Below are 12,884 nucleotides of genomic sequence, written 5' to 3'. Positions count from 1 at the left end.
ACAGCCCGCTGCGCCGGCTCAGCGGCCGGTCTTGATCTCCGTCCATAGCCGCGTGTACAGCCGGTCCACTTCGGGCGGATTGATCGCATAGGTGAACATGCGTTCGCTCACCTCCGGCGGCGGATAGATGGTCGGGTCGTTGCGAATGGCGGCGTCCACCAACGGCGTGGCCGCGGGAATCGGGTTGGCATAGTGGATGAAGTTGGTATTGGCGGCGGCCACGTCCGGCTGCAACAGATAGTCGATGAAGGCGTAGGCGTTATCCGGATGCTTGGCGTCCTTGGGGATGGCCAGCATGTCGAACCATTGCGGCGCGCCCTCCTTGGGAATGGCATAGGCCACGGTGATGCCATTGCCAGCGTCACGGGCGCGATCGCGCGCCTGGATGATGTCGCCCGACCACCCCACCGCCAGGCAGATATTGCCGTTGGCCAGCGCACTGACGTACTGGCTGGAGTGGAAATTGCGCACATAGGGCCGGATGCGCTTGAGCAGCGCTGCCGCCTGGGTGATATCGGCCGGCGTGGTGCTGTGCGGATCCAGGTGCAGGTAATTGAGTGCGATCGGGATCATGTCCGACGGCGTGTCGAGAATCGTCACTCCGCAGTCCTTGAGCCTGGACAGGTTTTCCGGCTTGAACACCAGGTCCCAGCTGTTGGCGATCTCGGTACTGCCGAAGATCGCCTTGAGCTTGTCGACGTTGTAGCCGATGCCGGTAGTGCCGATCATGTATGGCACGCCGTAACGATTGTCCGGATCCTGCGCGGCGATGCGCCGCATGATCTCCGGGTCGAGATTGGCCAGATGCGGAATCTTGGTTTTGTCCAGCGGTAGGAACACGCCAGCCTGGATCTGTCGGCCGAAGAAGTTGAGCGTCGGCACCACCACGTCGTAGTCGCTGCCGCCGGCCAGCAGCTTGGTCTCCACCATCTCGTCGCTGTCGAATACGTCGTAGGTCACCTTGATACCGGTGCGTTTTTCGAACGCGGGAATGGTGCCCTCGGCGATGTAGTCCGAGTAGTTGTAGACGTTCAGGACCTTCTCCTGCGCCCCGCCTTGCTCGGGTGCCCCGCCGCCGCATGCGGCCAGTGCCAGCGTGGAGAGCAGCAGGATGGGCAGGCGCAGCTTCATGGCAAGTCTCCAGGGGCGGCGGGGGCGCGGCGTCCGCTCCAGCCTACCCAGCCGGCGACGGTTTGCCCAGCATCGCCTGGCGGACTCGACGCGGCGGCCAGATCACCGCTCGCAGCGACCGCGCGCGATGCCGCAGCGTTAGACGTTCAACAGCAGGAATTCGCGCTCCCACGAGCTGATCACCCGGAAGAAGGTCTCGTATTCCTTGCGCTTGACCGAGATGTAGGCGCGCACGAAGCGCGTACCAAGCAATTGCTGCAGGGCCTGGCATCCTTCCAGTTCGTCCAGCGCCTCACCCAGCGAGCGTGGCAGGTCGTAGCCTTCTTCCTTGCCGCTGCCACTGATCGGCGCGGTCGGTTCCAGCTTCTCGCGGATGCCCATCAGTCCACAGGCCAGCGTTGCGGCCATTGCCAGATACGGATTGGCATCGGAGCCGGCGAAGCGGCTCTCCACGCGCATGTTCTGCGGCGAGTCGATCGGCACGCGCAATCCACAGGTGCGATTGTCGAAGCCCCACAACACATTGCTCGGCGACACCTCGCCGAACATCAGCCGGCGATAGGAATTGACGTTGGGGGCGAAGAACGCCATCGCCATCGGCACGTATTTCTGCAGTCCGCCCAGATAGTGACCGAAGGTGGCGGTGAACTCGCCGCTACGCTTGCCGCTGAACACGTTCTTGCCGCTGCTCACCCGCAACAGGCTCTGATGGATGTGCATCGCACTGCCCGGCTCGTTCTCCATCGGCTTGGCCAGGAAGGTGGCGTAGACCCCGTGCCGCAGCGCGGCCTCGCGCATGGTGCGCTTGAACAGGAACACCTGGTCGGCGCGCGACAAGGCATCGGCGTGGGTGAAGTTGACTTCCAGCTGCGCCGCGCCGGATTCGTGGATCAGCGTGTCCACGTCCAGCTCCATCGCATCGCAGTAGTCGTACATCAGATCCAGGATCGGATCGAACTCGTTGACCGCGTCGATCGAGTACGACTGCCGCGCCGTCTCCGGCCGTCCCGAGCGACCGGCCGGCGGCAGCAGCGGGAAGTCCGGATCGGTGTTCTTCTGCACCAGGAAGAACTCCAGCTCCGGCGCCACCACCGGTTGCAGCCCGAGCTCGGCATAGGCATCGAGCACCCGCCGCAACACGTTGCGCGGCGCCAGCTCGTGCGGCTGACCGTCCTTGGTATAGCAGTCGTGGATGATTTGTGCGGTGGGATCGGTGGCCCAGGGCACCATGCGCACGGTGCTGGCATCCGGGCGCAATTGCATGTCCGAGTCCGACGGCGAGGTCAAGGCGTAGTAGTCGTCCGGGAAGTCGCCGGTGACGGTGGTGGCGAAGATGCCTTCCGGCAGCCGGGTGCCGTAGTCGTGAGAGAACTTGTCGGCCGGAATGATCTTGCCGCGGGCGTTGCCGGTGATATCCGGCACCAGGCATTCGACCTCGGTGATGCGACGGTCCTTGAGCCAACGGCGCAGCGCGCTCTCCGGCGGGGCGGACTTGGACGCACGCGAACGTTTACGAAGCGACATGGCGACCTCACGATGGACCCAGCGACACGGTGGCCAACGGCCACCACCACTACCCTCGCACGTTAGAACGGATGCCGTATGACACGCCAGCCTGCGCTGTTTGTACGATGCGCCCGCCACGGAGACGACATACGGGATTTGCTAGGCTGCCGCCGGCCTTTGCATCGCGCGCCCATGTCCTTATTGCTCGCACCCGCTTCACCCAGCGTCGCCGCCAGCACGCCAGACCCCGGGTCGGGCGGGGCTCGCGATGCGGCGACGACGCAGCCGGCCAACTGGTACGTTCGCAGCGCCCCCGCTCTGCCTCGGCAAGCGCCGCTGCGCGGGCATCAGCGCGCCGATGTCTGCGTGCTGGGCGCCGGCTATACCGGCCTGACGGCGGCCCTCGCGCTCGCCGAGGCCGGGTACTCAGTCACGGTACTGGAAGCGCGCCAGGTCGGCTGGGGCGCCTCCGGCCGCAATGGTGGCCAGGCCATCGTTGGCTATGGCTGCGATCAGGAGGTGCTGGAGCAGCTGGTCGGCGCCGCCGATGCCCGCCTGCTGTTCGATTTCTCCCGCGACGGCATGGAGCTGCTGCGGGACCGTATTGCCCGCCACCAGATCGCCTGCGACTGGCGCGACGGCCATGCCCATGTGCCGCTCAAACCACGCCAGGCGCAGGCGCTGCAGCGTGGCATCGTGCGCATGGCCGAGCGCTACGACTATCCATTGCAATGGTGGGATCGGACGCGCCTGCGCCAGGTGCTGGACAGCCCGCTCTACCTGGGCGCCATGTTCGACCCGGCCAGCGGGCACCTGCATCCGCTGGCCTATGCCCGCGGCTTGGCACGGGCGGCGCTGGCGGCCGGCGTTCGCATCCAGGAGGATTCGGCAGTCACGCGGGTGCAGGCGGGTGCGCAAGTCACCCTGCACACCGCCCAGGGCCAGGTCACCGCCGACTTTGCGGTGCTGGCCGGCAATGCGTTGCTGAGCAGGATCTGCCCCGCACTGGAGCGCTACATCATGCCGGTCGGCACCTATGTCGGCGCTACCCCGTCGCTCGGGCAGGCGCGCGCACAGGCGCTGATCGGCAACGACATGGCCGTGGCCGATACCAACTGGGCGCTGGACTACTTCCGCCTCAGCGCCGACCACCGGCTGCTGTTCGGCGGCCGCGCCAGCTACTCGGCGTTGCCGCCACCGGGTTTGCGGCGGCGGATGACCCAGCGCATGCACACGGTGTTTCCGCAATTGCGCGACGTGGAGCTGGAGACGGTCTGGGGCGGCTATGTCGACATCTCGCGCAATCGGGCGCCGCACTGGGGACGGTTGGGCCCGAACATCTACTTTGCGCAGGGCTTCTCCGGCCACGGCGTGGCCGCCACCGGACTGGCCGGCCAGATCATTGCCGAGGCCATCGCCGGCCAGAGCCGGCGGCTGGACGTGTTTACGCGCATCGCGCACCAGCCGTTTCCCGGCGGCCGGCTGCTGCGCACCCCGCTGCTGGTGGCGGCGATGAGCTGGTATCGGCTGCGCGATGCGCTGTGGTGACTGCGACCCGGCGCTCAAGTTCTACCGGCCAGAGCCGTTAGTTGACCTGACGGTTCGATCCAGACGGCCAGCCGATGTCTCCAGGTACCTTATCCCGCACCAGTGAAAGCGAAATCCTGCCGCAGCGCGTACTGCTGGTGGAGAACTCGCGCACGTTCACCAGCATGCTGCGCGAAGCCATCGAGCAGCGGGTGGAACTGCCGGTGACCGTCGTTTCGACCCTGGCCGAAGCCGCACGCGTACTCGATGAGGAAAGCGGCTGGTTTCTGGTCTTGACCGGCCTGGTGCTGGTCGATGGCGACCGCGACAAGGTGGTGGAGTTCTTCCTGTCGCGCAATCTGCCGACGGTGGTGGTCAGCGGCGTCTACGACGAGGATCTGCGCCAGCGCGTGCTGCAGCAGCAGATCATCGACTACGTGGTCAAGAATGCGCCAGGCAGCATCGATTACCTGGCCTGGCTGGTCCAGCGCCTGGAACGCAACCGCCGCATCGCGGCGCTGGTGGTCGACGACTCGCTGTCGGCGCGCACCTATGCCGGTGCGCTGCTGTCGATGTACGGCTACCGCGTGGTACTCGCCGCAGACGGCGCCGCCGGGCTGGAGGCGATCGAACGCGACCCCGACATCCGCCTGACCATCGTCGACCAGGAAATGCCTGGCATGGACGGGGTGGAGTTCACACGCCGCCTGCGTGCGATCCGCTCGCGCGACAAGGTCGCGGCGATCGGCATCTCCGGCAACAACGATTCCTCGCTGATCCCGCGTTTCCTGAAGAACGGCGCCAACGACTTCCTGCGCAAACCGTTTTCGCGTGAGGAGTTCTTCTGCCGTATCTCGCAGAATGTCGACCAGCTGGAACTGATCGGTACCCTGCAGGACCTGGCGACCCGCGACTTCCTCACCGGCCTGCCGAATCGCCGCTACTTCCTGGAACAGAGTCAGCGGGTCATTCCCGCCTTGCTGTCGGAAGAGCAGACGGTCACTGCGGCGATGCTGGACATCGACCACTTCAAGCACATCAACGATACCTGGGGCCACGAAGCCGGCGACCAGGCGCTACGCGCAGTCGCCGCGTCGGTCTCCGGCCACGCCCGCCCGCAGGACCTGGTGGCCCGCTTCGGCGGCGAAGAATTCTGCCTGCTCGTGCCCGGGCTGGATGCGGCCAATGCCACCGACTACTTCGAGACCCTGCGCGAACGCATCGGTGCGCTGCGCGTACGCATCGGCGAGGAAACGTTGACCATGACCGTCAGTATCGGCGTCTGCATGGCCACTGCGCAGGATCACTCGCTGCACCACCTGCTCGCCGAGGCAGACAAGTATCTCTATCTGGCCAAGGCCGGCGGCCGCAACCAGGTTCGCCTGGCCAGCTGATGGTTCGCTCCAGCTCGCCGCCGCGCCTGCGTCGGTCGCCTGGCATGCGTGCATCGCAGGACTCACCCTACTCGATGGCAGTGCTGCGCCAGAGCGTGCGGCAATGTGTCGGCAGCCCCACTCAGCGGCGCCAGTGCCGCACCACCAGCAAGGCCAGCAGACTCAGCAACGCCGTCGTACCCAGGTAGTAGCCCACCGCCTGGATGCCGTAGCGCGTGGCCAGCTCGGTCGCCACGTACGGCGCCGGTGCCGCCCCCAGGATGCCGGCGAGATTGAACGAGAGCGACGCGCCGGTATAACGCACCTCGGTGGGGTACAGCTCGGCCAACAGACTGCCGCATGGGCCGTAGGTCAGGCCCATGAAGAAAAAGCCCAGCGACAGGAAGCCCAGCACCTGCAGCGTATGGCCCGCCTGAAACAAGGGCGCGAAGCTAAAGCCGAACGCCAGGATGGCCACGCTGGCCAGCAGCATCGCCAACGCCGCGCCATGACGATCGCCGAAGTGCGCCGACAGCGGAATGCCTGCGGCGAAGAACAGGATGCCGACCATCTGCAGCACCAGGAACGGGTCGCGCCCATACCCCAGGGTGGTAGTGCCATAGCCCAGCGCGAACACCGTCATCAGATAGAACAGTACGAAGGTGGCGAATGCGCCCAGCGTGCCCAGGATCACCGCCGGCCAGTGGCGAGCCAGCACCGTGCCCAGCGGCAGGCCGACCCGCGTCTGCCGATCCAGCGTCTGCTGGAACTCCCGCGTCTCGGTGATATTCAGCCGGACCCACAACCCCACCCCGACCAGCAAGGCGCTGGCCACGAACGGCACGCGCCAGCCCCAGCGCAGAAACTGGCCCTCGTGCAGCCAATGCCCCAACGCCAGGAAGATCGCGGTGGACAGCAGGAATCCCAACGGCGCTCCCAGCTGCGGAAACATGCCATACCACACGCGCTTGGCCGGCGGTGCGTTCTCGGTGGCCAGCAGCACCGCACCGCCCCATTCCCCGCCCAGGCCCAGGCCCTGGCCGAACCGGCACAAGGCCAGCAAGGCCGGCGCCAGTACGCCGATGCTGTTGTACGTCGGCAGCAGGCCGATGGCCACGGTCGACACGCCCATCGTCAGCAAGGCCGCCACCAGGGTGGCCTTGCGCCCCACCCGGTCGCCGAAGTGGCCGAACACTGCCGAGCCGATCGGACGGGCGACGAAGGCCACGGCGAAGGTGGCGAACGACTTGAGCATTCGTGCCTGGTCGTTTCCTTCGGGAAAGAACAACAGCGGAAACACCACCACCGCGGCGGTGGCGTAGATATAGAAATCGAAGAATTCGATGGTGGTGCCGATCAGGCTGGCGACCAGCACGCGTCTGGGCGAATTGGGGGACAGTGGAAGTGACATGCGAGACAGCCGGCCGCCGGGCCGATGATTGTGGCAGACCCACGCCCGGAACAGACAGGTTGATTGCGCCGGCAACGATCTCGCCGACAGCGAGGTCAGGCGACCTTCGCCTGCGCACGGCCGGCCTGCTTGGCCGAATACAGCTGCTCGTCAGCCAATGCCAGCAGCTGCGCGGCACTGCTGCCGCGCCCAGGCATCAACACTGCGCCCCCGATGCTGACGCTCAGCAGCGGCCCTACCAGCGAAGCCGCGTGCGGATGGTGCAGTTGCGCGATGCGCTGAAGCATCCGCTGCGCCACCTCATGCACACCGTCCGCATCGCTATCCGGCAACAACGCCACGAACTCTTCGCCGCCGTAGCGTGCCAGCAGATCGTGCGGACGCAGCAGCGAGGCGGCGAGGGCCTGAGCCACCATCCGCAGGCAGGCATCGCCCGCCAAATGCCCGTAATGATCGTTGTAGCGCTTGAAGTAATCCACGTCGATCATCAGTACACCACACGCCTGACCTTTGCGTAGACACGCGTGCCAAGTACTGTGCAAGGCATCGTCGAAACGACGCCGATTAGCCACACCGGTCAGCCCGTCCAGCAGTGCCGTCTCGCGCAACAAGTCGCTCTGCAGCTTCATCACCAGATGGGTTTGTACCCGTGCGCGCACCACGACGGGCTGCACCGGCTTGCTGATGAAGTCCACGCCCCCGGCTTCCAACGCCGCCACTTCATCCTCCGGGGCGTCCTGGCCGGTAACGAACACCACCGGGATGTCCGCCGTCGCCGGATCGGCCTTGAGCAGGCGACACACTTGCAGGCCATCCATTTCCGGCATCATCACATCGAGCAACAGGAGGTCAGGCGGCTGCTGCTGGCACAGCGCCAACGCACGTCCACCATCCATGGCCATGCTGACGTCGCAGGCGTCGCGCAACAACTCGTGCAGGACGCGGATATTCATCGGCTGATCGTCGACGATCAGTACGCGTGGACGCCGGCCCGCGGGGGCCAGGCGGCGATACGCGGTGAAATCGCTCATGAGCAAGGTGGTCCTAGCAGATCTTCGAGAGTGACCAAAGCAGCGTCGAAGCGCAGGCTTTGGACCTGTTCGCGGAACGCTTGGTACCGTTCCGCCTGGGGTCCTGAGATGGCAGGCGGCGTCTGCGCCAGCAGATCCAGCACCGCCAGGTCAGAGCTCAGCAATAACGGCTGCATCGGCTGCAGCCAGCGCCACAGGAGCTCGGCGGAGGCCACACTTGTGTCGGGAGCGCTCACGCGCAACGGTGCAGCCGCGCTTTGCAGCGCTTGCAGATCCCGTTCGGCCACCGCCTGCAGCTCGGCAAGCGCAGCGTCAGCGGCGGGCAATTGACCGGCGAGCGACGCCTGCTCCAATGCCGCTGCAGCCTCGGCGAGCGCAACTGCGCCAAGCGTCGCGGCGCTACCCTTCAGAGCATGCGCCGCATCTGCGCAGGCAACACCATCATCATGCTTACAGGCCGTGTGCACACGCTCCAACAGCGCATGGTGGTCGACGGCGAACGCGTCCAGCATACGCACGAATAATCCATGATTATTGCCGAAGCGCGCCAGGATGGCGTTGAGCGGCACGCCGTCCGTCGAAAGGGACGAAAGCGTAGCCGTCATGCCATCACGACCGCTGAGACGCAGCAGCGCCGCCACCATCTGCTCCAGATCGATCGGCTTGCCGATATGGGCGTTCATCCCCGCCTGCAGGCAGGCCGCGACATCATCCTGTGACGCGTTGGCGGTCATTGCCAGGATTGGCAGCTGCGCGAAGCGCGCGTCGGCCCGGATGCGCCTGGTGGCCTCCAATCCGTCCACGTGGGGCATCTGCATGTCCATCACCACCACGTCGAACGTCTGCCCGCTGTCGCGCACGCAGTGCACCCCTTTCAGGCCGTCTTCGGCGAGTTGCACCAATGCGCCTTCGGCGACCAGCAGCTCTTCGGCCACCTGTCTATTCAAGGCGTTGTCCTCCACCACCAGCACGCGCAGTCCCGGCAGGCGAGCGTGGCGCTGGACACCTACGGAAGCAAGCGCACCGCCGCCGCGCAGGACCTGCTCTACAGCTTCGATCACCTGGCAAGGCGTCACCGGCTTGACCAGGTGGTCGACGAACGGCGCATCGGCGCGGCGCTGCATTTCGCTCAGCAACTCGCTTTGGTAGGCGGTCAGCATCAATACCGGCAGCGCTGGCCGCCGATAGCGAGCGGCAGCGATCTCCGCAGCCGCAGCGATGCCGGTCATCCCGGGCAGGCGCCAGTCCATCAACACCGCATCGTAGCGATCGCCGCGCTCGTCCGCCGCCGCCACCTGCGCGATCGCCTCTTCGCCGCAGTCGGCGCCGGCCACCCGCCATCCCCGTGCCATAAGCGATTCGGCGAGGACTTCACGCACCAGAGGGCTGTCGTCCACCACCAGCACGTGCCGCGCGCTGACGCTGCCGCCACCGCAACACTCGACCGCGCTGCCGCTGACATCCCGTTGCATGGTCAGATCGAACCAGAAACGGCTCCCCTCCCCTAGTACGCTATGCACTTGAAGTTCGCCGCCCATCAGGCCGATCAGGCGGCGGCTGATGACCAGGCCCAGGCCGCTGCCACCGAAACGACGACTGATCGACGCCTCGGCCTGGGTGAAGCTATGGAAGATACGCTGCTGTTGCTCCGGGCTGATCCCGATGCCGGTATCCTCCACCGCGATGCGCAGCGTCACCGCCTGCGCCTGCCGCTGCAGCAGCTCCACGCGCAGCAGCACGTGTCCATGTTCGGTGAACTTGAGCGCGTTGCCGGCCAGGTTGATCAGCACTTGTTGCAGGCGTAGGGTGTCGCCGATCAAGCATTCGGGAACGCCCCGATCGAGCTGATAGATGATCTCGACCTCCGGCCTGTGGTGGTTGCCCGACAACACCACCGAGAGATCGCGCAACAGTTCCTCGATGCGGAACGGGTGCAGGTCCAGCTGCAGTTTCCCGGCTTCGATCTTGGAATAATCGAGGATGTCGTTGAGCAGGCTCAGCAGCGACTTGCCGGCCTTTTGCGCCTTGCCGACGTAATCCCCCTGGCGCGCATCCAGCGCGGTGCGCTGGAGCAACTGCAGCATCCCGAGCACGGCGTTCATGGGCGTACGGATCTCGTGGCTCATGTTCGCCAGGAACGAGGACTTGGCCTGACTGGCTTCATCGGCACGGGCCTTGGCCTTGCGCAGTTCGTGCTCGAACTCCAATTGTTCGGTGATGTCGCGGTTGATGCCGATCACCTGGGTGACCTGCCCTTGCGCGTCACGCTCGGTGTGGGCCCCGGCCTGGATATACCTCAGCGCGCCATCGCTACGCAGGATCCGGAACACCGGATCATAGACCCCGCTCCCGTCCAAAGCACGTTGCAGACTCGCCTCGGTGAAGCCGATATCGTCCGGATGCACTCTCTGGCGCCACTCCTCGTAGTGAGGATCCTGCCGACGTTGCTGCATCGGCCAGTCGTATATCTCGAACATGCGCTCGTTCCACTCCAGCGCACCGTTACCCGGAGTCCAGGTCCAGATTCCGATCTGGGCGGTATCGGCTGCCATCGCGAGTTGATCGCGCGCGCGCGTAAGCGCATGGCGTTGCCGGTGACGTTCGGTGATGTCGGCGATCACCGCGACCATCAGGCACTCTCCGTCCATCCACATGGAACCCAGGCTGATTTCCACTGGGAATGTCGCACCGCCTTGGCGTAGCGCTTCGATCTCGCGACCGCCGTCGACGCCTTCGGACCATGTCTGAGCAGCCTGTAAAGGCTCGGCCAGAAGGGCCCGATGATCGCCGGAGTAAGCCTCGGGCATGAGCTTGCGCACATCCTGACCGACCACCTCGGCGGCGGCATAGCCGAAGACGCGCTCGCCGGCACGGTTGACCGAGCGCACCTTGCCGTGCACGTCGAACGTGATGATGGGGTTGCCCGCGGTGTCCAGGATCGCCTGGGTCAGGGCCATACTGCGCGCCAGGGAACGCTCCGCGGCCTTGCGCTCGCTGATGTCCAGGGCGATGCCCAGGTAGCCGACGATATCGCCTTGTTCGTTGCGAATGGCGGTGACTGCCAGGCTGACCTGGCGTATACCGCCATCGCGGCGGACATAGCTCCATTCGCGTGTTTCTGCCCCCTCGCGCTCGACTTTTTCGACGAATACGCGAAAGCCTTGCACCGCTACGCCCAACTCCTGACTGAGTGCGATGCCGCGCGCATTCACTTCGTCGACGACATGGAACAGCGCAGGACTGGCTATCCCGACGATCTCCTCGCGGCGATAACCCAGCAGACGCTCGGCGCCGGTGTTGAACAGGGTGATCATGCCCTCGCGGTCGGTGGCGATGATCGACACTTCCGAAGCCGCACCGAGCACCCCCTCCAGCATCGAGGTACTGCGGATCAATTCTGCAGTACGCAGCGCGACCTGGCTTTCCAGGGTCGCGTTGAGCGCAAGGATCTGCGCGCGTGCGGCCTTCTGTTCGGACACGTCACGCACAGTCTTGGATGCCCCAATCGGCACACCCGCCGCGTTATAAATCGGGGAAACGCTGACCAGCACATCCAACCTGCGTCCGTCGGCATGCCTGCGGACCGTCTCGAAGTAAGGCACTCCCTCGCCGCGCGTGATGCGCGCCAGCACCGATTCCTCCTCGGACATCAATTCTGGCGGCACGATCAGCTCACCCAATCGGCGTCCGATAGCCTCGGACTCGCTATACCCGAACAACTGCTCGGCGGCGCGGTTCCAGCTGGTCACCACCCCATCGAGGGTCTTACCGATGATGCCGTCGGCCGAGCTCTGCACGACCGCGATCAGATTGGCCTGGTCGCGGGCAATCTGCCGGCGTCGCAGACGGTTGTTGCCAACCGCATAAGCCAGAGCACTGGCGAGCACACTGAGGAGAGCTCCCCCGAGCACCGCTCCGCGCACCGACCAGGGCGCGTTGGCGGCGACAAACTCAGGCCCGGCTGCCATGTGCATGCGCCAATGCCGCCCCATTATGTCGCGCTGGAGCATTGCGTGCGGTGCCGCCGCCAGCAAGTCGTGCGGAGCGTTGCGGTAGAAGGTCACCGACTCGCCCGCCACCGGTTCGTCGCTCAAGGCCAACTCGATCCGCTGCGGGTCCAGGCCCAGCGCCTGCATGACTTGTGGCATCAACAACGGCGCGTACGTCCAGCCTACGACGTCGCGCTCACGCAACGTCGCGGAGGCGGGAGTGGCGCCGCTTCTGTACACCGGTAGCAGCATCAGGAAGGCTTGCGCACGATGTGCATCTGCCTGCACCAAGGTTATCGGCCCGGTCAGCCGCGGCTGTCCACTTCGCGCAGCCAACCTCGCTGCCTCGCGGCGCGAAGACTCCGAGGCGATATCCAGCCCTACCGCAGCAGCGTTGTCGGCGATAGGCTCGATGTATTGGATGACAAAGCGGTCGCCGTCGTGCGGCGCCAATGCACGGATGGCAAATTCCCTACGCCCGGCATCGCGCTGCTCGGCGATGAAGCGGACCTCGTCGGCTTGCGCCACACGACGGGATGAAGCCAAAGCCGCGCGCACCGTGGAATTCGTGGACGAGATCGCGGCTCTGGCTGTAGCGCAGCACCTGCTCGGTGCTCAGTCGGTCGCCCGCGATCAATACGATACCGCGCATGCCACGCAGTCCATACTGATAGCGAAACAACACATCTTCGATCCGATCGAAGGTGGCGGCAGCTGCCGCATTCACCTGCACCTGCACATGCCGTGCGTTGTCTTTCTGCAGTTGCAGCGCTACCGCCACAGTGAGCGTCATGCCCAGCAACAAGATGGCCAGCGCCAAAAGAAATGGCCCTGAATGGGTACGCAATTTCAACATCGTTGCCCTCTTCCCCCAGACGGACTCCTTGGGCGACGACCATGAAGCTGCAGTCGGCAC

6 protein-coding genes and 1 pseudogene are annotated in these 12,884 nt (G+C 65.4%); 2 read left to right on the top strand and 5 right to left on the bottom strand.

Annotation, left to right across the window (positions count from 1 at the left end):
- Positions 1-18 precede the first annotated feature (18 nt).
- On the bottom strand, positions 19-1,131 hold the full coding sequence (locus tag CKY51_RS16450; RefSeq protein ID WP_152249513.1) for a polyamine ABC transporter substrate-binding protein: 1,113 nt from the start codon (positions 1,129-1,131) through the stop codon (positions 19-21).
- 138 nt (positions 1,132-1,269) lie between these two features.
- Positions 1,270-2,655: a glutamine synthetase family protein gene (locus CKY51_RS16445; protein WP_022974709.1), complete on the bottom strand. Its 1,386-nt coding sequence runs from the start codon at positions 2,653-2,655 to the stop codon at positions 1,270-1,272.
- A gap of 174 nt (positions 2,656-2,829) precedes the next feature.
- Between CKY51_RS16445 and CKY51_RS16440 the strand changes: the two genes are divergently transcribed.
- Both CKY51_RS16440 and CKY51_RS16435 read left to right on the top strand, forming a co-directional pair.
- On the top strand, positions 2,830-4,185 hold the full coding sequence (locus tag CKY51_RS16440) for an NAD(P)/FAD-dependent oxidoreductase (RefSeq protein WP_022974710.1): 1,356 nt from the start codon (positions 2,830-2,832) through the stop codon (positions 4,183-4,185).
- Between the two features lie 74 nt (positions 4,186-4,259).
- A complete protein-coding gene (locus CKY51_RS16435) occupies positions 4,260-5,558 on the top strand; it encodes a diguanylate cyclase (protein WP_152249512.1) in 1,299 nt (432 codons plus the stop codon).
- Positions 5,559-5,679: 121 nt separating this feature from the next.
- On the opposite strand, the gene CKY51_RS16430 is transcribed toward CKY51_RS16435, so the two are convergent.
- The 3 genes and pseudogenes from CKY51_RS16430 to CKY51_RS16420 form a co-directional block, all read right to left on the bottom strand.
- Entirely contained in the window at positions 5,680-6,948 is a 1,269-nt protein-coding gene (locus CKY51_RS16430) for an MFS transporter (RefSeq protein ID WP_031341059.1), read from the bottom strand.
- A 95-nt stretch (positions 6,949-7,043) separates the two neighbouring features.
- A complete protein-coding gene (locus CKY51_RS16425) occupies positions 7,044-7,979 on the bottom strand; it encodes a diguanylate cyclase domain-containing protein (RefSeq protein ID WP_152249511.1) in 936 nt (311 codons plus the stop codon).
- Positions 7,976-12,824: pseudogene (locus tag CKY51_RS16420) on the bottom strand (PAS domain S-box protein). Before CKY51_RS16420 ends, CKY51_RS16425 begins: the two are co-directional and overlap by 4 nt.
- Positions 12,825-12,884: the final 60 nt, after the last annotated feature.

The organism is Xanthomonas maliensis (genome assembly GCF_009192945.1).
Lineage (GTDB): Bacteria > Pseudomonadota > Gammaproteobacteria > Xanthomonadales > Xanthomonadaceae > Xanthomonas > Xanthomonas maliensis.
This window is presented reverse-complemented; position numbering and strand designations above follow the sequence as displayed.